The organism is Kerstersia gyiorum (assembly GCF_004216755.1).
In the GTDB taxonomy this organism is placed as follows: domain Bacteria; phylum Pseudomonadota; class Gammaproteobacteria; order Burkholderiales; family Burkholderiaceae_B; genus Kerstersia; species Kerstersia gyiorum.
In genome coordinates this window covers 878,644-902,171 of record NZ_SGWZ01000001.1, presented here as the reverse complement: position 1 = coordinate 902,171, position 23,528 = coordinate 878,644, and the positions used below count along the sequence as shown (strand labels likewise).

The 23,528-nt window shown below is 62.9% G+C and carries 19 protein-coding genes; 4 read left to right on the top strand and 15 right to left on the bottom strand.

Going from position 1 to position 23,528, the window contains the following annotated elements:
• Nucleotides 1–2: 2 nt before the first annotated feature.
• The 7 genes from EV679_RS03995 to EV679_RS17575 all read right to left on the bottom strand — a co-directional run bounded on the left by EV679_RS03995 (nucleotide 3) and on the right by EV679_RS17575 (nucleotide 7,974).
• Nucleotides 3–1,127 carry a glycosyltransferase family 4 protein gene (locus tag EV679_RS03995; protein WP_068367073.1) on the bottom strand — a complete coding sequence of 375 codons (1,125 nt, stop codon included), beginning with the start codon at nucleotides 1,125–1,127 and terminating at the stop codon, nucleotides 3–5.
• Nucleotides 1,124–2,302 carry a glycosyltransferase family 4 protein gene (locus tag EV679_RS03990; RefSeq protein WP_130486551.1) on the bottom strand — a complete coding sequence of 393 codons (1,179 nt, stop codon included), beginning with the start codon at nucleotides 2,300–2,302 and terminating at the stop codon, nucleotides 1,124–1,126. The genes EV679_RS03995 and EV679_RS03990 overlap by 4 nt, the downstream gene beginning before the upstream one ends.
• Nucleotides 2,299–3,678, bottom strand: a complete 1,380-nt coding sequence (gene murJ, locus EV679_RS03985; protein ID WP_068367079.1) for a murein biosynthesis integral membrane protein MurJ — start codon at nucleotides 3,676–3,678, stop codon at nucleotides 2,299–2,301. Before murJ ends, EV679_RS03990 begins: the two co-directional genes overlap by 4 nt.
• A gap of 20 nt (nucleotides 3,679–3,698) precedes the next feature.
• Nucleotides 3,699–4,721, bottom strand: a complete 1,023-nt coding sequence (locus EV679_RS03980; RefSeq protein WP_068367086.1) for an SDR family oxidoreductase — start codon at nucleotides 4,719–4,721, stop codon at nucleotides 3,699–3,701.
• Between the two features lie 9 nt (nucleotides 4,722–4,730).
• Nucleotides 4,731–6,011: a Vi polysaccharide biosynthesis UDP-N-acetylglucosamine C-6 dehydrogenase TviB gene (gene tviB / locus EV679_RS03975; RefSeq protein WP_130486550.1), complete on the bottom strand. Its 1,281-nt coding sequence runs from the start codon at nucleotides 6,009–6,011 to the stop codon at nucleotides 4,731–4,733.
• A gap of 40 nt (nucleotides 6,012–6,051) precedes the next feature.
• On the bottom strand, nucleotides 6,052–7,158 hold the full coding sequence (locus EV679_RS03970; protein WP_068367087.1) for an MraY family glycosyltransferase: 1,107 nt from the start codon (nucleotides 7,156–7,158) through the stop codon (nucleotides 6,052–6,054).
• A gap of 540 nt (nucleotides 7,159–7,698) precedes the next feature.
• On the bottom strand, nucleotides 7,699–7,974 hold the full coding sequence (locus EV679_RS17575) for a hypothetical protein (protein WP_165389948.1): 276 nt from the start codon (nucleotides 7,972–7,974) through the stop codon (nucleotides 7,699–7,701).
• 56 nt (nucleotides 7,975–8,030) lie between these two features.
• On the opposite strand from EV679_RS17575, the gene EV679_RS03965 reads away from it, so the two are divergent.
• The 4 genes from EV679_RS03965 to EV679_RS03950 all read left to right on the top strand — a co-directional run bounded on the left by EV679_RS03965 (nucleotide 8,031) and on the right by EV679_RS03950 (nucleotide 11,452).
• Entirely contained in the window at nucleotides 8,031–8,468 is a 438-nt protein-coding gene (locus EV679_RS03965; protein WP_068367090.1) for an OsmC family protein, read from the top strand.
• Between the two features lie 4 nt (nucleotides 8,469–8,472).
• A complete protein-coding gene (locus tag EV679_RS03960) occupies nucleotides 8,473–9,267 on the top strand; it encodes a thymidylate synthase (RefSeq protein WP_068367091.1) in 795 nt (264 codons plus the stop codon).
• Nucleotides 9,268–9,370: 103 nt separating this feature from the next.
• Nucleotides 9,371–9,883: a dihydrofolate reductase gene (locus EV679_RS03955; protein WP_130486549.1), complete on the top strand. Its 513-nt coding sequence runs from the start codon at nucleotides 9,371–9,373 to the stop codon at nucleotides 9,881–9,883.
• Between the two features lie 45 nt (nucleotides 9,884–9,928).
• Nucleotides 9,929–11,452, top strand: a complete 1,524-nt coding sequence (locus EV679_RS03950; protein WP_068367094.1) for a YdgA family protein — start codon at nucleotides 9,929–9,931, stop codon at nucleotides 11,450–11,452.
• Nucleotides 11,453–11,567: 115 nt separating this feature from the next.
• On the opposite strand, the gene gcvH is transcribed toward EV679_RS03950, so the two are convergent.
• The 8 genes from gcvH to EV679_RS03910 form a co-directional block, all read right to left on the bottom strand.
• Nucleotides 11,568–11,945, bottom strand: a complete 378-nt coding sequence (gcvH, locus tag EV679_RS03945) for a glycine cleavage system protein GcvH (RefSeq protein WP_068367096.1) — start codon at nucleotides 11,943–11,945, stop codon at nucleotides 11,568–11,570.
• Between the two features lie 168 nt (nucleotides 11,946–12,113).
• Complete coding sequence (locus tag EV679_RS03940; protein ID WP_068367098.1) at nucleotides 12,114–12,728, bottom strand: superoxide dismutase; 615 nt, start codon at nucleotides 12,726–12,728, stop codon at nucleotides 12,114–12,116.
• 200 nt (nucleotides 12,729–12,928) lie between these two features.
• Nucleotides 12,929–13,369 carry a hypothetical protein gene (locus tag EV679_RS03935; protein WP_068367102.1) on the bottom strand — a complete coding sequence of 147 codons (441 nt, stop codon included), beginning with the start codon at nucleotides 13,367–13,369 and terminating at the stop codon, nucleotides 12,929–12,931.
• A gap of 370 nt (nucleotides 13,370–13,739) precedes the next feature.
• Nucleotides 13,740–14,990 carry a BaiN/RdsA family NAD(P)/FAD-dependent oxidoreductase gene (locus EV679_RS03930; protein ID WP_278043806.1) on the bottom strand — a complete coding sequence of 417 codons (1,251 nt, stop codon included), beginning with the start codon at nucleotides 14,988–14,990 and terminating at the stop codon, nucleotides 13,740–13,742.
• Entirely contained in the window at nucleotides 14,987–17,251 is a 2,265-nt protein-coding gene (locus EV679_RS03925; protein WP_068367104.1) for an arginine/lysine/ornithine decarboxylase, read from the bottom strand. The genes EV679_RS03930 and EV679_RS03925 overlap by 4 nt, the downstream gene beginning before the upstream one ends.
• A gap of 268 nt (nucleotides 17,252–17,519) precedes the next feature.
• Nucleotides 17,520–18,083 carry a dCTP deaminase gene (gene dcd, locus EV679_RS03920; protein ID WP_068367106.1) on the bottom strand — a complete coding sequence of 188 codons (564 nt, stop codon included), beginning with the start codon at nucleotides 18,081–18,083 and terminating at the stop codon, nucleotides 17,520–17,522.
• A gap of 166 nt (nucleotides 18,084–18,249) precedes the next feature.
• A complete protein-coding gene (locus tag EV679_RS03915; RefSeq protein WP_130486547.1) occupies nucleotides 18,250–21,729 on the bottom strand; it encodes a translocation/assembly module TamB domain-containing protein in 3,480 nt (1,159 codons plus the stop codon).
• Nucleotides 21,726–23,525, bottom strand: coding sequence for an autotransporter assembly complex protein TamA (locus tag EV679_RS03910; protein ID WP_068367110.1), 1,800 nt, complete (start codon nucleotides 23,523–23,525; stop codon nucleotides 21,726–21,728). Before EV679_RS03910 ends, EV679_RS03915 begins: the two co-directional genes overlap by 4 nt.
• Between the last annotated feature and the right edge of the window lie 3 nt (nucleotides 23,526–23,528).

The following is a 23,528-nucleotide window of genomic DNA, read 5'->3' as shown; positions in this document are numbered from 1 at the left end:
CCCTAGGGTTGCGCCACGACACCCAGCTCGGCGAACAGCGCATCCCAGCGGGACAGCACCGCCTCCAGGCTGTAGCGTTCGCGCACCTGGCGCGCGCCGCGCAGGCCCAGCTCATCCCTGAGCGCGGCATCCGCCATGACGCGTGCCAGCGCCTCTTCCAACGCGACTTCATCGCCCGCCGGCACCAGCAGCCCATCTTCGCCCTGCCGCGTCATTTCCGCAGGCCCTGCCGGGCAATCAAAGGCGACACAGGGCAAGCCCAGCGCCATGGCTTCCAGCAGGGCATTGGGGAAACCTTCCACCTCCGAACTGAGGACGAAGGCATCGCCATCGGCGAGAGCATCCCAGGGCTGTGCCGTACGCCCGGCCAGTTCGACACGCGCTGCCAGACCCAGGCGCTCCACCTGCTCCTGCAGCGCAGGCCGCAACGGCCCTTCGCCCCAGATACGCAAACGCCAGTCCGGATAGCGCGGCGCCAGCCGTGCGAAGGCGTCGATCAGGAGATCGAAACGCTTGGCGCGAGTCAGGCGGCCCATGGCCATCAGGGTATGCACTTCCGTTGTGCGGGTTTCAGGATGCAGGGGCAACGGACGACGCAACAACGCGTCCGGCAAGGGGTTCGGCATGATGGCCAGGCGCCGCACGCCGGGCAGGCTGTCGCGCACCCACTGCGCCGCCGCCTCGGTCTGCACCGCAACGGCACTGGCACGCGGGTAGCACCAGCGCCGCGCCCGCGCCAGCATCTTGCCGATATTGTGTCCGGCAGCGGGATGCGTGCGCTCGCACACAATCAGCGGAATCCGCCGGCCAAAATTGGCCAGGACGGCGGCTATGTTGACGTTGGTCAGGAAAGACACAATGACATCCGGCCGCTCGCGGCGGATGAAACGCCGCAACGCGCACAGGCGCTTCAGGCTGCGCAGCGGTCCGCTGGACGCACCGCGCAAATCCGCCAGCCAGACCATGCGCACATTGCCGGCTACTTCATACACACATTCGCCGCGCCCGGAATAGGTTGGCATCAGAACGACATCATCGCCCCTGGCGGCCCAGGCATTGGCCAGCGTGGCCGCGACACGCTCGGCACCGCCGCCATGCATGGAACTCAGCAGAAACAGGATTTTCATCGTGGCGGCCGCAGCGGCTCGGCGCTGATCTCTTCGAACAGGTGTTCCCAACGACCCAACACGCTTTCCACGGAGAAGCGCTCGCGCACCGCCAGGCCCGCCTGGGCCAACCGCGCCCGGCGCGCCTCATCCGGCATCAGGGTATCGAGCGCGGCCGCCAGGGCGGCGCTGTCGCCCGCAGGCTGCACCAGTACGCCATCGACATCGTTCTCGATAATTTCACGCGGCCCCGTGTCGCAATCGCATGCCACGACCGGGCAGCCGCTGGCCATGGCCTCCAGCAGCGTGTTGGACAGGCCCTCCACGCGCGAACTCAGCACATAGAGATCGGCACGCTGGTACCAGTCGCCGATATTGCCGACCCGGCCGGGCAGTTGTACCCGGCCCTGCAAGCCATGCTTCTCGATGGCCAGATCCAGCGCCGTGCGCTCGGAACCTTCGCCTGCGATCCAGAGGTCCCAATCAGGGTGCCGGACTGCCACACGCGCAAACGCCTCCAGCAGGAGATCAAAACCTTTCAGGTAGTGCAGGCGCCCCACGGCCAGCAGGACCTTGCGCCCGGCAGCAGGCGGCTCCACCCAGGGCGACATATCTGTCAGCGGCCATTGCACCGGGTTGGGGATGACGGCAGTCCGGGTGCCGGGAATATTGCCTTCCAGCCAATTCGCCGTGGTGCGGGTCAAGGCCACCACCCGGCTGGCCTGGGGATAGCTGCGCCGCCGCAGCCAGCGCCAGAAGCGGCTGATGGGCTGAGCCGGCGGATGCGTATGCTCGGTTGCCACGACCCGGCACGGCAGGCCACGAGCAGCCAGGATCGCGAGAATGGAAGAAGTGCGCATCATGCCCAGCACGATGTCCGGCTTGCGGTCTTGCAACAGGCGGCGCAGGCGGCGCAGGCGGCGCACGTTGGCCACCATGCCGTTCCAGCCGCCGCCGCTCATGCCTGCCGTTCCCAGGACTTCGCGCCTGACGCCCAACTGCAGCGGATAGGCGTCATCCACGGTATCGGTCTGGGTAACGACCGTCACCTGCCAGCCGCGCCGGGCCCATTGGGCGGCAAGGTCGGCGGCAACCCGTTCGGCGCCACCGCCGCGCAGGGAATGAATGAAGATCAGCAGGCGACGCGCTTGGCTCGCGCCGCCCGCCGTCAGCGTATCGTTCGCGTTCCGGTTCATGGACGACTCCGTGGCGGCCCGGCCTGCCCTGCCGTCCCTGAGGACGGAGAGCTACGCCAGGCGACTATGGCATAACAGGTAAAGGAACTGGCATACATCATGACCGTGGCCAGCATGATGCCGGCCACTCCCATGACTGGCGCCAGCACGGTATTCATCACCGCCTTGACCGCAAAATTGGCAACGGCAATGGCCGCCATGATGCGATAGCGGCGCTGGCTGGCCAGGAGCTGCACCAGGACCAGCACGCCAAAATAGAATGGCAGCTGCAGCAGGCCCCAGCGGAAGACTTCCGTCACGATAACAGTGTCTTCGGCGGTAAACGCGCCGCGCTCGAACAACAGGCGCACTCCCCAGGGAGCCAGCAGCCAGCCCAGCAGCACGGCCACCAGGCCGGCGGCGATCATGGCCAGGGACCATTTCAGCGCCATCGTCCGGGCTTGCGCGCCGTCGCCCCGGTTCTGGATATCCGCCAGCACCGGCAGCGCCGCACGCCCCACGGAAACCGCGCCTATGCCCAATATCAAGGCCAGCAGCCGGGCGGCATAGCCCAGGGTGGCATTGGCATTCTGCCCCAGGTTGGCCGCCGTGTACTGGTCTATCGGACCGACGAAGCTCATCGCCACCTGGCCGACCAGCATCACGCCAGCCGCCTCCATGATGCCATGCCAGCGCGGCGAGGAGCGCCCCAGCAAGGGCAAGGCCCGGACGCCATCCGCACGCGTCGCCAGCCAGGACAGCCAAACGGCCTGCAGGATGAAACCCAGCAACGAGCCCCACATCAGAGGGCGCACGTCATCGACAGCCGGTGCCAGTATGAGCACGCACGCCAGCAGCAGCATGGCAGGAACGCCATCCAGCAGGGTGTTGACGTGCCGTTCGTAGGCCCGCAGGCGCGCCGCGCTCAGGCCTGACCAGACCGTCAGCGCAGCAATGGGGGCAAAACCCACGATCAAATCTTCGGAAAGCGCCCGCGTCGACGCCGACAGCCCCTGCCCCGCCACTGACATCACCCAGGGCCACAGCACCCAGGTCAACGCCGCCAGAATCAGGCCCAGCATGGCGCCCCAACCCGACATTTCCCGGATAAACAGGCGCCGCTCTTCCAGACTACCTCGCCTGCCCTGCACCAGTACGGGAATCAGGACGACGGACAGCACGCCCACGAGTGTCACCGGCAGCCATGTCGCCATGGTCATGGTGAACTGATAGGCATCGACTGCCGCGCTGACGCCATAGCGATAGGCGACGGCCATTTCCTTGAAGGCGCCCATGGCCTTGCCCAGGAGCAGAAAGAACGCTACCCGGGAGGCGCCTTTGAGCACCCGGAGATGATCCGGGTGCAAGCGATGACGGAGCCGAGGCAAAATGGGGATTCCCCGCTACCGCGCCTGGATCAGCTGAGAAAGCCGATGTACCAGGGCATGGCAAGCTCCACGCCTTCGCGGATGGTTGCCGTGGGCTCGTAGCCCAGCAGGCGCTGCGCCTTGCCGATATCTGCCTGTGAATGCCGCACGTCGCCCGCACGGAAATCCCGGTGCACCGGCGCCTTGGTGTATTCCACGCCATTGCGCTGCAGCGCACCGCGCAGGATTTCCACCAGTTCGTTAAGCGAGGTCCGTGCATTGACGGCCACGTTGTAGACCTGGTTCAGGCTGTCACCTTCGGCGACCGCCGCCAGGATGTTGGCCTGGACCGCATTGTCCACAAAACAGAAATCGCGGCTGGTTTCACCGTCGCCGTTGATGAACAGATCTTCGTCGCGGATCATCGAGGCCACCCACTTCGGAATCACTGCGGCATAGGCGCCGTCCGGATCCTGGCGCGGGCCGAAGACGTTGAAATAACGCAGGCCCACGCTCTTCACGCCATAGGCGCGGCCAAAGACATCGGCGTACAGCTCATTGACGTACTTGGTCACCGCGTAGGGCGACAAGGGGCGCCCGATCAGGTCTTCAACCTTCGGCAAGCCCGGATGGTCGCCGTAGGTTGAGCTGGAAGCCGCGTAGACGAAGCTGGCCACGCCCGCTTCCTTGGCTGCGATCAGCATATTCAGGAAACCCGAGATATTCACCGCATTGGTCGTTGCCGGGTCAACCAACGAACGCGGCACCGAGCCCAGGGCAGCCTGGTGCAGGACGTGGTTGACGCCAGCCATGGCGCGCTGGCAGGTTTCGAGGTCGCGGATATCGCCCTCAATGAACTGGAAACGTGCCCACTGTTCCGGCGTCACGCGTGATTGGACTTCGTCCAGGTTGCGTTGGTAGCCAGTGGAAAAGTTGTCCAGCCCGACCACGGTCTGGTCGAGCTTCAGGAGTTTTTCCAGCAGGTTGGAACCAATGAAGCCGGCAGAGCCGGTCACCAGCCAGGTACGGGGCGACTGCTTCAGCGCTGCCTGTACGGATTCGAAACGGGTCATGAATACCTCTTACAAGCGAAGATCGGAGTCGTCCGCGGACAACACGTACTTCAAGTCATACAGAACATGTTCGGGCTTGCCCAGCTTGCGGATGGCGGCGGCGCCCATTTCCACGAACTGGTGATGCGACACGGCCAGGATGATGCCATCGTATTCGCCGGCAGCCGGCTGCGCCACCGGCGTGATGCCGTATTCGTGCTGCGCTTCGGCCGGGTCCACCCAGGGATCGTACACGTCCACGTCGACGTTGTAGTCCTTGAGTTCCTTGACGATGTCCACCACGCGCGTGTTGCGCAGGTCCGGGCAGTTTTCCTTGAAGGTCAGGCCCATGATCAGTACGCGTGCACCCTGCACCTGGATGCGGCGCTTCATCATCGCCTTGACCAGTTGCGACACCACATAGCGGCCCATGTCGTCGTTCAGGCGACGGCCAGCCAGGATGATTTCCGGGTGATAGCCGATGGCCTGCGCCTTGTGCGTCAGGTAGTAAGGGTCCACGCCTATGCAGTGGCCGCCCACCAGGCCCGGACGGAACGGCAGGAAATTCCACTTCGTGCCCGCCGCCTGCAGCACCGCTTCGGTATCAATACCCATGCGGTTGAAGATCAGCGCCAGTTCGTTGATCAGCGCGATGTTCACGTCGCGCTGCGTGTTTTCGATGACCTTGGCCGCTTCCGCCACGCGGATGCTCGGCGCCTTGTGCGTGCCCGCCACGATGATCGAGCCATACAGCTGGTCCACCAGCTCCGCCACTTCCGGGTTCGAGCCGGAGGTCACTTTCTTGATGGTGCTGACACGGTGCTGTTTATCACCCGGGTTGATGCGCTCAGGGCTGTAACCGGCATGGAAGTCCGTGCCGAACTTCAGGCCCGATACCCGTTCCAGCACCGGCACGCAGTCTTCTTCCGTCGCGCCAGGATAGACCGTCGATTCATAGATCACGATATCGCCGCGCTTGAGCACCCCGCCTATCGTTTCGCTCGCCTTGATCAGCGGCGTCAGGTCCGGGCGCTTGTAATCGTCGATCGGCGTCGGCACCGTCACGATGTAGACGTTGGCCTGGGCCAGTTCCGACTTATCAGCGGAAAAACGCAGCTGGGCAGCCTCGGCCAGTTCCGCATCGCTGACTTCCAGCGTGTGGTCCTTGCCCTGCTTCAGTTCGGCAATGCGCGCCGCATTGATATCAAAACCAATGACCGGGCGCTTCTTGCCGAATTCGACGGCCAGCGGCAGACCAACGTAACCCAGGCCGACAACGGCCAACTTCACTTCATTCAGTACCAAGATCATCCTCCCTGCCGCGCATGCGGCAAGCTTTTCAATATGTGATTCAACGCCGCTGGCGCGAAGCCGAGGGCAACAGCAGCCAGCGCGGACGGCGCCAGGACACCAGGCGGGAATACAGCCAGATATACGCACCCGCAAATGCCAGCATCCCGCCGCACAAGGCCCAGGCGTTATCCCACCAGAGCGTGGCAGGCGCCAGCACCACCAGTGTCAGCACCCACAGATAGGGTGAAGTCATGGCGTTGCAAAAAGCCGGCACTTCCTGGCGACGGTGCCGGCTAAAGGTGGAGCGCACCAGCCTGCGGAACACCAGCTGGTGCAAGTGCAGGGCATCCGGCTGGTCCACCGGGACGCCGCGCTTGAAGCGGCGGCGCCAGATCGAGAAAATTGTCTCGAAAATGGGATAGAACAACACGGCCAGCGCATAGAACGGCGACACGGACGGATTGCGAACCACCAGCAGGACGGCCAATTCGGCCAGCATGAAACCCAGGAAATAGGCGCCGCCATCCCCCAGGAAGACTCGGCCGAACGGGAAATTCCAGACCAGAAAGCCCAGCGTGGCGGAAGCCAGCGCCGCCGCGATCATCGAAATGGGCATATCGCCCACCTGCAGCGCCACCAGTGCCAGCGACACTGCGATCAGTGTCGCGACCATGCCTGCCAAGCCGTTCATGCCGTCGACGATATTGAGCGCATGCGTGCAGCCCCCGACGGCAAACATGGTGAACACCAGCGATACCGGCCAATAAGAAAGAATGACGTCGGCCCAGCCGATACCGACGCGGCTGACGCCGCCCAGCAGCCACCAGGCGATGGCCGCCGACAGAAACGCTGCCAGCAAGCGCTTGCTGGCGCCGATATCCTTGGTGATGTCTTCCAGCAGGCCGGCGACAAAAACCGGCAACGCGGAGACAAACAGCGCCGGCCAGAGCCAGCCTAAGGTCATGTTGCCCGGCCCCAACACCAGCAGACCCGCCAAAGAACCTGCCAGCACCGCCAGGCCGCCAACCCGCGGCGTGGCACGGCTGTGGGAAGCTTGCGGCTTGTTGAGATCCGCATCACCGGTAAATGCGCCATGCCAGCGCTCGGAAGCTACGATCAGCCCTCCGACCACGAATGCCACGACACAAATGGATAGCCAGGTCACACAGTCCCCCGATAAGCACCCAGAGCAACATTTGAAGGTAATGCCGCAAACTGGTTCCCGCGAAGTTGCATTTGCGCAACATCACGCACAAATAGACACAGAAGCCCATGTCCGCAGACGCCTTCCGGCGCCAGCGTATCAAAGTCATCCCCCCTTGATGAGGAGTGACGATGGCGGCTCATTCTACTGCGCCTGTCCAGGGCATACATCATCAATATGAGCAAAAAAGCCGCTATTCGGCCGGTTTTTGGCAAACGCATGTAAGCCTGCCCCTGCCGCACCCCGGCCTGATTGCAACCAGGCCGGGCCCGGGTCAGCGCTGAGCGGCCATAAGTGATATGCCCTGCGCTGAAAAAACAAAAAAAAGGCCCGAGATTTTGCAATCTCGGGCCAAATCCACCAAAGGAGGAGGGTGGAGGAGACAACCGTGGCATGCCTTTCAGGCCTTGCAAGCACTAGGGACTTTCCCTGTAGCACCTGCCCTGAATGAACCGGGGTTTTCACCGCGCCGCTTCATCTGTGGCATCCATGGGTTGAATATTAAAACAGTTTTTGGTGCAACGCAAGAACTCTATCCAGCCCACTAACGTTTGATTGCAAAAGCTTATTTCCAAAATTCGCTGCAATGCAGCATTTTTCCTCGAAAAAAATTTTGTGTCCCACGCCGAAACCACAAGAGGGATAACCCTGAAAACCCGCACCGGTGCTTTCCCGGACGTGAATTGCAGCATCCGGGCCACTCACTTTCCAGTCAACATCCCTGCCGGGTTTTCCCGGCTTGCGCGTTGCATCAAGATCCGTATCTATACCAGACATCGCCCCAAGGTTATGATGTCGCCATCACACCACACTCGCTGACAAGGTTCATCATCATGGAATGCACCATCGACTGGGGCGGCCCCGACGGCATGCTTTTTGTGGCGCGCACGGGTAGCGGCCACGTCACCACCATGGATGGCGCGCCCGAAGGCGGCGGCAACAATCTGGCTCCGCGTCCCATGGAGCTGCTGCTGGCGGGTGCCGGCGGCTGCGCATCCTATGACGTCGTGCTGATTCTCAAGCGGGGCCGCCATGCCATCAGCGGCTGCCGGGTTGCGCTGCAGGCCGACCGCGCTGACACCGACCCCAAGGTGTTCACCCGCATCAACTTCCATTTCACCGTGACCGGCCGCAATTTGCCGCGCACAGCGGTGGAGCGTGCCGTCAGCCTGTCACATGACAAGTATTGCTCGGCCTCCGCCATGCTTGGCAAGACCGCCGAATTGAGCTGGTCGCTGGATATCGTCGAAACCCATCCCGAGGACAATTGAGATCATGCGCCAGTACGAAGACTTCCTGCGCCACGTCCATGAAAATGGCACGATCAAAACCGATCGTACCGGTACCGGCACGCGTTCGGTCTTCGGCTATCAGATGCGCTTCGACCTGTCGCAGGGCTTTCCCCTGATCACCACCAAGAAGCTTCACACCAAGAGCATCATTCTTGAGCTGCTCTGGTTCCTGCGCGGCGACAACAATGTCCGCTGGCTGCAAGAACGTGGGGTCAGCATCTGGAATGAATGGGCCGACGCCGATGGCAACCTCGGCCCGATCTACGGCGTACAGTGGCGTTCTTGGCCCACGCCGGACGGCGGCCACATCGACCAGATCAGCCAGGTGCTCGAGCAAATCCGTTCCACGCCCGATTCACGGCGCATGATCGTCTCTGCCTGGAACGTCGCGGAAATCCAGAACATGGCGCTGCCGCCCTGCCACGCACTGTTCCAGTTCTATGTCGCCGACGGACGCCTGTCTTGCCAGCTTTACCAGCGCAGCGCGGATATTTTCCTGGGCGTGCCGTTCAATATCGCCAGCTACGCGCTACTCACCCATATGGTGGCCCAGCAGACCGGCCTGCAACCCGGAGATTTCATCTGGACTGGCGGCGATTGCCATATCTACAGTAATCACGAAGAGCAGGTCGCGCTGCAACTGTCGCGCGAACCCTACCCGTACCCGCGCCTGGAAATCCTGCGCAAGCCCGATAGCCTGTTCGACTATGCGCTGGAAGACTTCAGCATCGTCGATTACCAGAGCCACCCGCACATCAAGGGCGCCGTTGCCGTCTGAGCACGGCGCTCCTGCCTTCGCAGCGCTGGCGGGCAGCACATGCTGCCCACCAGCCACATCCGCCCAGCACCGCGCCCTTCCACTACCCCAACGAGACGTACTGATGTCCGCCAAGCTCGCTGCCCCCGATCTGATCGTCGCCTATGCCGCCAATCGTGTAATAGGCCACGACAACACACTGCCGTGGCGGCTACCGGGCGACCTGGCGCACTTCAAGCGTTCCACGCTGGGCCACCCGGTCATCATGGGACGCAATACCTGGGAATCCCTGGGGCGGCCCCTGCCCGGCAGGCTGAATATTGTGATAAGCCGTAACTCTTGTTACGAAGCGGCCGGCGCCAGCGTCTATCCGTCACTAGAAGCGGCCCTGGCGGCTTGCACTGCCGAGGCATCGCCCTATATCATCGGCGGCGCACAAATCTATCGGTTAGCCCTGCCCCTTGCCCGACGCGTTGTCGCCACAGAAGTTCATGCCAGCATCGAAGGCGATGCCTACTTTCCTCAACTGCCTGGGGATGAGTGGATGGAAACATCTCGCAGTGAACGGCAAACTGAAAATGGCTATGAATACGACTTTGTCGTTTACGAGCGCAAGACATCACCGGCAGCCGCCTGACAGCCACCCAGTCATCAAACCTCGCAACTAGGAATCCCTTCGACCATGAAGAAAACCCCCATTGCCATCGCCGTTGTCGGCGTACTGGCTGTCGCCTATGTCGGCAGCTCCTGGTATCTCGGCACCAAGATCGAAAAGATGGTGGATACCCAGATCACGCGCCTGAATAGCCGCCTGGCATCGGAGTTTGCGCTCAATGGCATCGACACGCCGCCCTACCTCGAGAAGGTCAGCTACGAACGTGGCATCTTCTCCAGCGAAGCGCGCTACCGCGTCGGCATTCGTGGCGAAGAAGGTTCTCTGGTCCTGCACGACGCCATCAGCCACGGCCCGCTGCCCTGGGCGGCCCTGAGCCACGGCATGTTCGCGCCGGCGCTGGCCTTCAGCAAAACCACCGTGGATGCCAATGATCCCAACGCCGCCAAGGCCAAGGCATTCTTCGGCGACAAGGAACCGTTCATCGGCTACACCCGCATCGGTTTCGGCCAGACCATCGCCTTCGACTGGAAGATCTCCCCGGCCAAGCACAGTACCGAAGAAGTCTCGATTGACTTCGCTGGCCTCAACCTCGAAGGCACGGCCTCGACCGACGGCCAGGAATGGGATGCCAAGGGCGGCAGCGCTGGCCTGACCGTCAATGATCTCGAAAGCGAGAACCCCTTCCGCCTGTCGTTCGGCAAAATGGACTTCGTTGCCAAGACCGAGCGCAGCGCCTTTGACATCGGCGTGGGCACCAGCTCCCTGTCGATCGACGACTTCCTCATCGACAATATCGACAACAACTCTGACCGCAAGATCTCGATCAAGCGCATCGGCGTGACTTCCGGTGTTGCCGAAGAAGGCAAGACCGCCTTCAACGCCAATGCCGTCTATTCCGTCAACGGCATCAACATCGGCCAGCAGGACTTCGGCGACGTGGTGCTGGACGCTCGTCTCAACCGCCTGGACGGCGCTGCCCTGCAAGGCCTCTACAAGGCCTACGAAGACCTGATGGAAAGTGGCAAGCTGCGTACCATCAGCGACCCGAGCCAAATCCTGGCCATGCCTGGCATCCAGGACAACCTGATCGGCTTGCTCAGCCAGGCGCCGCAATTGCTCGTCACGCTGGACACCACCAATACCGCAGGCAAATCCACGCTGGACCTGGCTGTGGACACGGCTGCGCCTGCCAAGCTGAACCAGCCTGGCCCGGAAATCATCAAGCGCGTTCACGCAACGCTGACGCTGGACAAGAACATGGTGGCCGAGAGCTATCAGCGCTTCCTGATGATCGACGGCATGCCTGCTGATACCGCCAAGGAACACGTGGAAGCCACGCTGCCGGCCACCATGGAAAGCCTGGTCGAGGAGGGCGCCCTGACGTTGACCGACGACGGCAAATACACCGGCTACATTACCTTCGAGAACGGCAGCCTGGTCATCAACGGCGATGAAGTCCCGCCCTTCATGATCCCGCTGTTGTTCGGCATGCTGGCCAGCGGCTTCGATTCGCCCGAGATTTCCCAGGGCAGCGCTCCCGAACTGGAAGAATTCCGCTTCGAGGAAGAGCAGGTCGTTCCGCAACAGTAAAGCCATGCGTTGCCGTCCATGACGGCATCATGCAAAAAGCCCGATCATGTTGTGATCGGGCTTTTTTATACCGCGCCAGCGTGGCCGCTGGCCGCGGCCCGGCCCGAAACCGGGTTCAGCCGTTGGCCACGCTCGAATAGGCGCCTGCATCCAGCAGGGTGTCAATATCGTCGAAGGCATCCGGTACGATACGGAAAATCCAAGTCGTATAAGGATCGCTGTTGAGCCCCGAGGGATCGTCAGCCAGGTCTTCATTGAAGGCCACGACACGGCCCGCGACCGGGGCATGGATATCGGAAGCAGCCTTTACTGACTCCACCACGCCAGCCACCTGACCGGCCTGCAGCGTCTGCCCTACCGGCACATCGCCCACATACACCACATCGCCCAGCTGGTCTTGCGCGGGATCGGAAATCCCCACGATACAGCTATCGCCATCGCGCAGAATCCATTCATGGGTGGCGGCATAGCGCCTGTCGTCAGGTATGTTCATGGTTAGTGACCTCTCGGCGGAAATCGTGCAAACAAGCCGCGATCATACAGGATAGGTCTGCCGCGCCGGCAAGAAAAAGCCATGCCCGGCATGGCAGCCGGGCATGGCGTTGGGAATGCATTCCCGGCTGCGCCAGCGCCACGCGGGCGCTGGCGCGTGCCTTGCCTATCAGCCAGCCAGTGCGGCTTCGTAGCGGCGGGACACTTCGGCCCAGTTCACCACGTTGAAGAACGCGCCGATGTACTCGGGACGACGGTTCTGGTACTTCAGGTAATAAGCGTGCTCCCAAACGTCCAGGCCCAGGATGGGAGTACGGCCGTCGATCAGAGGGCTATCCTGGTTGGCGCTGCTTTCGACTGCCAGCTTGCCGGCCTTGTCCACGGTCAGCCAGGCCCAGCCGCTGCCGAAGCGGGTCAGTGCAGCCTTGATGAAGGCCTCCTTGAAGGCTTCGAAGCCGCCCAGTTCGTTCTTGATCGCGTCAGCCAGCTTGCCCGTCGGCTCGCCACCACCGTTCGGGGACATGACGGTCCAGAACAGCGAGTGGTTGGCATGGCCGCCACCGTTGTTGCGCACGGCACCCTGCACGGCTTGCGGCAGGCTGGCGAAGTTGCGCAGCAGGTCTTCCACGGGTTGCTCGGCGATGCCGGCCCCTTCCAGCGCAGCATTCACGTTGTTAATGTAGGTCTGGTGATGCTTGGTATGGTGGATCTGCATCGTTTCCGTGTCGATGTGCGGCTCCAGCGCATCATAGGCATAGGGAAGGGGGGGAAGGGTATAAGCCATTGAATTCTCCTGTTGTACTGTTGCAGCCGGACGGACAGGCGCAGCGCGCCCTTCCAGGACTACAGCAACGTTGCTCTTCTTGCCACCGCAATGATGGCAGAATCCGGGGCATAACGTCCACCCTCCCCAACCTGCGGGAGGGCATCCGCATACCCTCTAAGCATACGCGATCAACAGGAAATTGGCCTAGACGGCCCTAATCAGTGCAGGGTCAAGGCCTGCAGGCGCTCGTGCCCGGGAAACCGGCCCAGCAGTTCTGCCAGCACGCCCCTGGCATGCCGCCCCCAGCGCCCCGAGGCTTCACGCCAGCCGGGCGCCAGCGCGCCATCATGTGCGGCCTGCGCCAGGATTTCATAGGCGACGCAGACGTGTTCGATCTGCATGTCCATGTGGCCCAGTGTTTCATACAGGCGGGCCAAATTGCGGTGGGAAGCAAACAACGCCGATGCGCCCGCCTCTGCGTCTGCAATATGGGGGAAACATGCATCGGCCAGACTGAGCGCCGCTCGGTATTGCGTCATGGCCGAATGGCCATCGCCACGCGCCAGTGCCCGGTCGCCCCGCTCCGTCAGGCGGCGCCAGGGATCGAGCGGACAGCGCTCGGTACGGCTAGGCTCAAAGGCAATGAAATCTGGCAACATGGGCATTCCTGCAAGAACGGATTGGCTATCGGAAAGCTGTTTGCTAATAATAATATTTTTCATTTAGAAATTCAAGCATGGCCAGTCCTGACATGTCTTTGCCTTCGGGCACCCGCATGCGCCCTGTTGGGGGTTACGCCCTGCCCGGTCTGCCGATCCCTGCCGCCCTGCTCCCACCTGTCGCCACCCGCCGTACTCGCCGAAACACAGGCCTGCCGCACGCATGCGGATGCAGCGACACGTACATACGGAGATATGAACTGTGGGGAGGTGGAGAGGGTGAACCGACGCAGGTGCCCAGATGCCGCCGCGCATGCGTCACATGCATAAAGCTACCCGCTGGGTGCGCAGCCAGGCTGCGCACCCAGGTTCAAACTGCCTTGCCGCAGGCCACGCCGGAGGCCCAGGCCCATTGGAAGTTGTAGCCGCCCAGCCAGCCGGTGACATCGACGGCTTCACCGATGAAATGCAGCCCCGGCGCGCGCCGGGCTTCCATGGTCTTCTGGTTCAGCTCCCGGGTATCCACGCCGCCGCGCATCACTTCGGCTTTCTTGTAGCCTGCCGTCCCGGAGGGCACCAGCTGCCACGCCTGAATAGTCTGCGCCAGCTGGCGCAATAGGCGATCAGGCACATCCGCCAGGCGTGCCGAGAACGCGTCAGGCATATTGCCTTGCGCCGACAACCAGTGTTCGGCCAGGCGCCGTGGCCAGAGCTGCGCCAGCACCGTCCCCAGTTGCTGGCGGCTGCCCGGCTTGGCACGCAACAGCTCTGCCTCCATATCCAGGGCAGGCGCCAGGTCGATACAAATGGGCTGGCCCGGTTCCCAGAAGCTGGAAATCTGCAGCACGGCCGGTCCCGACAGGCCCCGATGCGTAAACAACAGGTCCCCCAGGAACGCCCCACCGCCCCGCTTCGCTGCACCCGTGGCAATGCCGACCTCCACCGCAACACCGGACAGTGCGGCATAAGGCTTCCAATCTGCGGCGTCGAACACCAGCGGCACCAGCGCCGGACGCGGCTCGATGATCTTCAGGCCCCACTGGCGCGCCAGTTTCAGGCCGAAATCCGTGGCGCCAAGCTGGGGAATGGCCATGCCGCCGGTCGCCACGACCACCCTGTGCGCGGTAATCACCCCGGCGCTGGTATCCAGGGCATAGCCCTCGCCATCGGCACGCACCGCATCGACGCGGGTTTCCATGCGCCAGCGCACGCCGCCTTTATCGCACTCGGCGCGCAGCATGCGGATGATGTCTTCACTGCTATCGTCGCAGAACAGCTGGCCCTTGTGCTTCTCATGCCAACTGATCCGGTGCTGCCGCAACAAGCCCAGGAAATCCTGCGGGGTATAACCGGCCAGGGCGGAACGGCAGAATGCCGGGTTGGCCGACAGATAATTGGACGGCCCAGCCCCCAGGTTGGTGAAGTTGCAGCGCCCGCCGCCGGAGATGCGTATTTTCTCGGCAAGCCGGGCAGCATGGTCGATCAGGACCACACGCCGGCCGCGCTGCGCCGCCACGGCCGCACACATCATGCCGGCCGCGCCGGCACCCAGTACTGCTACGTCGTACTGCAGCCGGCCCAGGCCAGCGCCGGCCTGGGCCGTGCCACTGTTTGCCGTCACTCGCGTTCCCGGATGCAATCCACGTAATAACGCACCGAGCCGTCTTCACGCACTTCGGAACCCAGGCCGTGGATATCGACGCCGAAGCCAGGGAAGCGGGCATTGAATTCCTGCGAAAAGAACAGGTAATCAACAATGGTACGGTTGAAGCGCTCGCCCGGGATCAACAGAGGGATGCCCGGCGGATACGGCGTCAGCAGCACGCCTGTGACACGGCCTTCCAGCTCGCTCAGCTCCACGCGCTCGATCTCGCGGTGTGCCATGCGGGCAAAGGCGTCAGACGGCTTGAGCGCGGGTTCCATGTCGCTCAGATAGACTTCCGTGGTCAGGCGGGCGATGTCGCCCGCACGATAGGCCACGTGGATCTGCTGGCACAGGTCGCGCACGCCCAGGCGCTCGTAGCGCGGATGGTTGCGGCAGAAGTCCGGCATGGCGCGCCACAGCGGCTGGTTGCGGTCGTAATCGTCCTTGAACTGTTGCAACGCGGTCAGCAGCGTATTCCAGCGGCCCTTGGTAATGCCGATGGTGAACAGGATGAAGAACGAGTACAGGCCCGTCTTCTCGACCACCACGCCGTGCTCGGCCAGATAGCGCGACACGATGACCGCCGGGATGCCGGTTTCATCAAAACGGCCGGAAATATCCAGGCCCGGCGTAACGATGGTGGCCTTGATGGGGTCGAGCATATTGAAGCCCGGCGCCAGATCGCCGAAACCGTGCCATGCGGCGCCGGATTCCAGTATCCAGTCGTCGCGGTTGCCCATGCCTTCGGAGGCCAGGCGGTTGGGTCCCCAGACCTTGAACCACCAGTCGTTCTTGCCATATTCGGATGCCACCTTGCGCATGGCGCGGCGGAAATCCATCGCTTCGCGAATGCTTTCCTCGACCAGAGCAGTGCCCCCGGGCGGCTCCATCATTGCCGCCGCCACGTCGCAGGACGCGATGATCGCGTACTGCGGCGAGGTCGAGGTGTGCATCAGGTAGGCCTCGTTGAACAGGTTGCGGTCCAGCGTGCGGGTCTGCGACTCCTGCACGATGATCTGCGAGGCCTGCGACAGGCCTGCCAGCAGCTTGTGCGTGGAGTGCGTGGCATACACCATGGCGTTCTCGGTACGCGGACGATCCGGGCCAATGGCGTGCATGTCGCGGTAGAACTCGTGGAAGGCGGCATGTGGCAGCCAGGCTTCGTCGAAATGCAGCGTGTCGATTTCGTTGCCCAGCACTTCCTTGATCATTTCGACGTTATAGATCACCCCGTCATAGGTGCTCTGCGTCAGCGTCAGGATGCGCGGGCGCTTGTTGACCGCTTCTCGGGCAAAGGGATTGGCCTCGATTTTCCTGCGGATGTTGTCGGGGTGGAACTCTTCCAGCGGGATGGGCCCGATGATGCCAAGGTGATTGCGCGAGGGCCGCAGGAACACGGGAATCGCGCCCGTCATCGTAATGGCGTGCAGGATGGACTTGTGACAGTTGCGGTCCACCACCACCACGTCGCCGGCCGCCACATTTGCGTGCCACACCACCTTGTTGGAAGTGGAAGTGCCGTTGGTGATGAAGAAACAGTGATCGGCATGAAATATCCGCGCCGCATTGCGCTCGGACTCCGCGATCGGCCCGGTGTGGTCCAGCAACTGGCCCAGTTCGTCCACGGCGTTGCAGACGTCGGCGCGCAGCATGTTCTCGCCGAAGAACTGGTGGAACATTTGACCCACCGGGCTCTTCAGGAAAGCCACGCCGCCGGAGTGCCCGGGACAGTGCCAGGAATAGGAGCCGTCCTGGGCGTAATCCACCAGTTCGCGGAAGAACGGCGGCGCCAGGCTCTCGACATAGGAGCGGGCTTCGCGAATGATGTGGCGCGCCACGAACTCCGGCGTATCCTCGAACATGTGGATGAAGCCGTGCAGTTCCCGCAGGATATCGTTCGGGATGTGTTCGGAAGTACGCGTTTCGCCGTAGAGATAAATGGGAATCTCGGCATTGCGAAAGCGCAGCTCGCCGATGAACGAGCGCAGATTCTTGATGGCGCTGGCAACATCCTCGGGAGAATCGACGTCGAATTCCTCATCGTCGATGGACAGAATGAATGCGCTGGCGCGGCTCTGCTGCTGGGCAAACGAACTCAGATCGCCGTAGCTGGTCACGCCGATGACCTCGACGCCTTCAGCCTCTATGGCTTCGGCAAGGGCTCGCACACCAAGCCCCGAAACATTCTCGGAGCGATAGTCTTCATCAATGATGAAAATGGGAAAACGGAATTTCATCGGGCGCTCCCGGCCACAGGAAAAAACGGGGCGAGTGTACAGCTTCAAGACGGCTGGCGGATGAAGCCCGCCGGGATTTCATCCCAGGCGTCGCATGTTACCGACACACTCTTTGGAAAAATGCCATCGCCTCTTTCGGGAGACGATGGCGGCGGGAAACGGTACGGCCTGCCCCGGCGGGGAATCAGGCACGATAACGGGCGCCAGGCAGGCGTCCGTCAACGGGGAGAAAGTCGCTCTGCGCCTTGACACCCCGGCAAACCTGCGCTCAAGTACGCGGCAGGGTCACACCACGCTGGCCCAGATACTTGCCGCCGCGGTCGCGATAGGACACTTCACAGACTTCGTCGCTTTCCAGGAACAGGAACTGCGCGCAGCCCTCGCCGGCATAAATCTTGGCTGGCAGCGGCGTGGTGTTGGAGAATTCCAGCGTCACGTGACCTTCCCACTCGGGTTCCAGCGGCGTCACGTTGACGATGATGCCGCAACGCGCATAGGTGCTCTTGCCCAGGCAGATGGTCAGCACATTGCGCGGAATGCGGAAATACTCCATGGTACGGGCCAGCGCAAAGGAATTCGGCGGAATGATGCAGACATCTCCCTTGAAGTCCACCAGCGAACGTTCGTCGAACGACTTGGGGTCGACGATCGTGGAATTGATATTGGTAAATATCTTGAACTCGTTGGCACAGCGCACATCATAGCCATAGCTGCTGGTCCCGTAGCTCACGATACGCTTGCCATCCTGCTCGCGTACCTGGCCCGGCTCGTAGGGTTCGATCATCCCCTGCGTGGCCTGTTCGCGAATCCAGCGGTCGCTCTTGATGCTCATTCTGTCGTGCTCCTTGATGAACCTCGCATTGTAGCGACTGCCGACCGCGCCGGCAGCCCGGAAACATCCCTTTTATGCAAACGGCCGGCTCATCCTGCAGCTGCCTCTGCTGGACGCAATGCAAGGGAACGGGCGGGCGCCAGTCGGTTCACCGGCGCCCCTATGCTCATTCCTGGTAGATGCGGCGGTAGGTCAGGCCCAGGCCATTGACTTCACCGGCCCGCAGGTCAGCCGACAGGCGGCGGGAAATCCAGTAGCTCAAGCGCGCCACCAACCCCGAACCGGACAGAGCCTGCTCGACCGTCAGTGTCAATCCATCCGAGAAGCGCTTGCTGGCGACCAGAAACTGGTTCTCGACGCTATCGTCGTTACCCGAAGCCTGGCTGGCGACAGTGGTATCCGGCAGCAGGCTACCGGCCGTCCCCATGGCGCCCGATTTGATGCCGACGTCATCCAGACCCAGCTGCTTGTACATGGGCGTTCCGCCACTGAATAGCGAGGCGCCGACGGCCAGCAGCAAGGCCGTATCGTTGCCGCTCTGGTCCGGGCCGCGTCCCAGGATCAGCCATGACAGCTTTTCAACCTCGCTGACGTTCGGATAGGACACCAGGGTGATGCGCGGCCGCTGCGCGGTACCGGTCACCTTCACGCCGGCCTCCACCGTTTCGCCGCGCCGCAAGGCCTCGATATCCAGCAGCGGATTGTCCAGCATGCCCTGGAACGTGATGTTGCCGCGCGTCAGTTGCAGTCTCTGGCCATAGGCCTCGAAACGCCCCCCGCGGGTGCGCAAGGTACCGGCAGCCGACAGCTGGCCATTTTTCATCATCAGGCGCAGCGAACCCGTCAGGCCGGAGTCTATGCCCATGCCCGTCAGGTAGAAGCGCGGCCCCAGGTCCACGACCAGGTCCATGGACATGTCCAGCCCATCTTCGCTTTCCACATGCGGCGCCGCCTGCGTCGTCATGACGTGCACATCGTCATCCAGCGTGGGCACGGCCGACAGCATATCGGCGCTGACCCAGCCCGCGTCGGCCACGATCTTGCCCGTGATATCCACCTTGGGCAAGGCCGCCTCGACGTCGATCTTGCCTGAGAACATGGCATAGCGGTCATTACGCTGCACGATCGGGTAGCGATGCAGCTCGACCTGCAGCTTGCCGGACGAATCCGTCAGGCGCCAGCGTCCGGATACATTGAGGAAACCGTTCTGTGCGTCAGCCTCTTCGGTGATCCAGGTACGTGTGCGCCACTCGGGCGGCGTCACGCGCAGCACAGCCGGGAAGCGCAGGCTATCCAGAATGACCACGTCGTTTTCGATGCGCAGCGACAAGGTGCCGTCCAGCAGCCGGATGCCATCGTCGATACGCACGATGCGCAGCTTCTGGCCATTCACGCCCCCCTGTAAATTCCAGGGGCCCGCCAGCGAGCCTTGCGCCGTCAGGTTGGCCGTCAGTTCGCCATGCACTTCCTGAGCATCACCGGCAAACATATTGACCCACGACAGGTCGAGTTTGTCGGTGCGCAGCGCAGCATTGATGCGCGCTTCCGGGTCCAGGCCGGGCACGCCGTTACGCGCGCTGAGGGTCGTGTCGGCATCAGCCTGCACACCACCCAGCAGCTTGCTGCCGAGCACCAGACTGGCGCGCGCCTGGCTGTCATGACCGCGCCCCGGTACCAGGTCCACGGTCACACCCAGGGCCTCCAGGCCCACGGTCTTGCCGCCACCACCGGGCAGAGCAATATCCCCGGAACGGCGGTTAATGGACACATGCCCGCCCAGGGCACGGTCGAAGCGCAGATCCCAGGCGCCGTCCAACACCAGGTTGCGCAGCAGCCCCAGGGCTTCCGGCTCGTCCTTGACCTCGGCCAGGCTGAGCACCGACATGATCCAGTCGCGATTCAGCGCCAGGGCATTGATACGGCCCGCTGTCTGCCAGCGAGCGCCACCACCACGTGCGCCCAGGCTTTCCAGTTCCAGCGCCTGCCGGCGCGGCAGGCCCAGGCGCAGCGCGGTCGCGCCGACCTGCCACTGCCACTGGCTGGCGCTGGCATCCGGCATGAATGCCACGTCCATGGGGCGCTGCAGCGCAGCCCCCAGACCGGCATGGCTGACGTCCAGGCTGCGCAAGGTGCCGCGCCAGCCCGTCAACGTCGGCTGAAAACCGCGCCCGCTGCCCCAACCGCCCTCCAGGTCCACCTTGGCCTGGACCGGCGCTTCACCCAGCGTCGTGCTCTTGCGGTCGCCCAAGGCGTAGTTGGCCTCCAGCCGGGCGCGATGTGCGCCCACCGTTCCGCCAACTGTCCCTTTGGCCTGTACTGCACCCGGCAGGCTCGGCCACCAATTGGCCAGTTGCGACAACGCCGCATCCAGCTTCATTTCCGCCTGCGGCGTGCCCCAGCCGCCGGCCAGGCTCAGCCGGTCCGTGCCCAGTGCCAGCGCAATATCCACGCCGCTGGCTCGCGCCTGCATCCAGTCCGGCGCCTGTTGTGCCTCGGACCACGGAAACTCCGCCCGTGCCACGACTTTCCCGCTCAAGGGCTGGCCATTCCAGCGGCTGGCATCGGCGATATCCAATTTCAGGTCCAGCCATTCCGGCCAGCTCTGGTCGCGCAGCATCACGTCGAAACTGCCGTTCATGGTGAGCACGCCCGGCGGCACTGCGCCCCCCGACAGCAGACCGAGATCCAGGCGGCGTGCCTGTAACTCGCCGCGCAAACGATCACGCTGCACCGCGTTGCCGGCATCCCTGTCCAGCTCGACATTCAGGGTGGCGGACGACCCGTCGGCCAGTGTCAGCGCCACGGCGGCATCGCGCAACGGGAACGCCGCCTGCAAGGCCAGTTCTGTCTTGGCGTCCATTGCCAGGCCCGGCGCATTGCCTTGCAATGCCACCGCCAGCTGTTCCAGCGAACCGTGCAACTGCAGGCTGGCCTGAGCTTCGCAAGCCGCGTCGGCCGGACGGCCTGGCAATGCCTTCAGACACACAGGGGAGTCTTCCCCTCGTCCTTTGGCATGCACGCTCAGCGCCACGTCCATGGGCCAGGGCTCTGCCAGTTTCTCCAGGCGGACTTCGCCGGAAATCCAGGCGTCCGCCATGTCATGGCCGATTTCCACGTTGCCCAGGCGCAACTGCGCCTCATCAGCAGCTGCAATGCTGGCCTGCAACCCCTTGACCGTTACGGGCAAGGGCGTGCCGTCCTGGGTCAGCACGAACTCACCCAGGGCCAGTTTATCCACGCGTATACCTACCGGCAGGTCCACCACCACCGGCCCTTCCTTGGGCGGTTCTTCTTCCCCGGTATCCGACAAGGCCACGCTCAATTTGCTGGCAGACAGTTCGCGCACCCAGACCTGCTTTTCCATCAGGAAGCGCCATTCACCACGCAAGACCAGGTCGCTGGCATCCACATCGACGCCCGGCAGGCTCAAGACCAGCCGTCCAATCTTCACACCGTGCCAGATGTCGCCCTCAATCGCTTCCACCTTGCCATCCAGCTGCGACGCCACCATGCGCAAGGCCGCGCGCGTGCCTGCCTGGGTCAGCAGTACCCAGGCAACCAGCGAAGTCGCCAGCGCGACCAGCAACACCACGGTGGGCAGCCCCCACCACAACAGGCGGCGCAGGAAGGAACGTCGCTTCTTCAAAATGCTATCCCCAGCGAAAAGTGCAGCCTCAGGTCACGATCTTCCTGGCCATAGGCCAGGTCCAGGGAAATCGGACCGGCGGGCGTGCGCACCACGCCGCCCACGCCATACCCCAGTTTCATGTTCATGTCGCGGAAGGAATCGCTCACGTCACCCGCGTCGAAAAACACGCTCATGCCCAAAATGTCGGTAAAAAAGTGCATGTACTCGATACTTGCCACCGCCATCGCGGCACCGCCCACGGTCGCGCCATGCGACTCTGCGCCGATAGACATGTAGCGGTAGCCACGCACAGTACGCGCGCCACCCGTACGGAAACCGAAATCATCCGGAACCCGGGTACGACGCTGAGACCAGACCTTGCCCGCTTCTCCACGGACAGTCAGCACATCACGCGGCCCGATCGGCCACCACTGCTGCAGACGCATGGACGCCCGTGTATAAGGTTTGGCATCATCCAGTGTCAGGCCCACACCGCCTTGAAGGTCGATGACATTACCCTTGCGCGGATCATATTTGTCATTGACGTCTATGCGAGTCCAGCCCGCCGTACCAGTGAAGGTCGGCAGATCTTCCGCCTCGGTATCGCCGATCTTCACCCGGTCATGCGCCAGCAACATGCCGAAGCGCGTTTCGTATTCGACCGGATTATCGCCCTTGCCAAAACGTGTGCGGGTACGCGTCGCACCCAGTGCATAACGGGTCACGTCCAGGCCTTCGATATCCGAGTGCTTCACCAGCAGCCCGATACTGTCTTTCTGGCCCTGCGCCGTCGGCGGCAGATAGAAGTCCAGAAAGGCACGCTGACGCTTGCGGTCCAGGCCGATGCCGGTTTCCATGCTGACGGGATGGCCAAGCACGACATTCTGCTTGTACAGTGTCTCGAAGCGCAGGCCCACATCATCATCCAGGCCCAGCCCGACAGCCACTTGCCGCGCAGCTGCCTCGGCCACCGAGACGTTCACCGGAACAATGACATCCTCGGGCAAGCCCGAAGGCGGTGCATCTTCTGCAAGCGTATCGGTTTCGCCATCCTGCCCCGGCATCACGAACGCGCCACGGAACAGATTGGTTTCCTGCAATTCCTGTTGCCAGTTCTCAAACTCCGCCCGCTCATAGAGCGCAAGCGGCGGATATTCCACATAACGCGTCACCAGGCGCTCCGGTACGCGCTTGAGACCCTCGATGTGCAGCTCGCCCAGGCGCACCCGGGGGCCGCTGTCCACCAGCACATTCAGCGCCACGCGGGCGGTCAGGGGATCGACGTCCGCGCTCGTGTGTGCCAGGCGCGCACGATAGAAATCCTTGGCCGACACACTTTCCAGCAATGAGGTCTTGGCCTTGCTCCAGTCGTTATTGATGAACACCTGGCCTTCCGGCAGTTTCCAGGCGTCCGTCAGAGCGGCCCGGCGATCTTCGTAGTCTTCACCCAGGATGCGGCCTTCGAAGCGGATGTCCACGCTGGCCACTGTCGCACGCTTGCCCGGCTGGATCACAATGTCCCAGGTTTCCCCGACAACGTCCTGCCCTGCTTCCAGCGTTACCACCGGACTGAAATACCCCTGTGTGGCCAGTGCCGACAGAACAGCTTCACGTGCTCGGCGCCGCAGGCGTGAAGCCTCGCCGCCATCTTCGTCATCATCCAGGCGCGCAATCGCATCGACGGCTTCATGAATAATGCCCAGTACCGTTGGCGGCAGACCGCCGGGATCTATGGTCACCTCGGGCCTGGCCCAGGCCTGGGTACAAAGCAGGGAGAACAGGCTGGCACACGTCAGTCTGGCCGCAAAACGCATCGC

Bases quoted from the DNA above. Each gene is read 5' to 3' on its own strand.
- EV679_RS03995 (WP_068367073.1), bottom strand. From the start codon at position 1,127: ATGAAAATCCTGTTTCTGCTGAGTTCCATGCATGGCGGCGGTGCCGAG.
- EV679_RS03990 (WP_130486551.1), bottom strand. From the start codon at position 2,302: ATGAACCGGAACGCGAACGATACGCTGACGGCGGGCGGCGCGAGCCAA.
- EV679_RS03980 (WP_068367086.1), bottom strand. From the start codon at position 4,721: ATGACCCGTTTCGAATCCGTACAGGCAGCGCTGAAGCAGTCGCCCCGT.
- tviB (WP_130486550.1), bottom strand. From the start codon at position 6,011: ATGATCTTGGTACTGAATGAAGTGAAGTTGGCCGTTGTCGGCCTGGGT.
- EV679_RS17575 (WP_165389948.1), bottom strand. From the start codon at position 7,974: ATGTCTGGTATAGATACGGATCTTGATGCAACGCGCAAGCCGGGAAAA.
- EV679_RS03965 (WP_068367090.1), top strand. From the start codon at position 8,031: ATGGAATGCACCATCGACTGGGGCGGCCCCGACGGCATGCTTTTTGTG.
- EV679_RS03960 (WP_068367091.1), top strand. From the start codon at position 8,473: ATGCGCCAGTACGAAGACTTCCTGCGCCACGTCCATGAAAATGGCACG.
- EV679_RS03955 (WP_130486549.1), top strand. From the start codon at position 9,371: ATGTCCGCCAAGCTCGCTGCCCCCGATCTGATCGTCGCCTATGCCGCC.
- EV679_RS03950 (WP_068367094.1), top strand. From the start codon at position 9,929: ATGAAGAAAACCCCCATTGCCATCGCCGTTGTCGGCGTACTGGCTGTC.
- gcvH (WP_068367096.1), bottom strand. From the start codon at position 11,945: ATGAACATACCTGACGACAGGCGCTATGCCGCCACCCATGAATGGATT.
- EV679_RS03940 (WP_068367098.1), bottom strand. From the start codon at position 12,728: ATGGCTTATACCCTTCCCCCCCTTCCCTATGCCTATGATGCGCTGGAG.
- EV679_RS03935 (WP_068367102.1), bottom strand. From the start codon at position 13,369: ATGTTGCCAGATTTCATTGCCTTTGAGCCTAGCCGTACCGAGCGCTGT.
- EV679_RS03925 (WP_068367104.1), bottom strand. From the start codon at position 17,251: ATGAAATTCCGTTTTCCCATTTTCATCATTGATGAAGACTATCGCTCC.
- dcd (WP_068367106.1), bottom strand. From the start codon at position 18,083: ATGAGCATCAAGAGCGACCGCTGGATTCGCGAACAGGCCACGCAGGGG.
- EV679_RS03910 (WP_068367110.1), bottom strand. From the start codon at position 23,525: ATGCGTTTTGCGGCCAGACTGACGTGTGCCAGCCTGTTCTCCCTGCTT.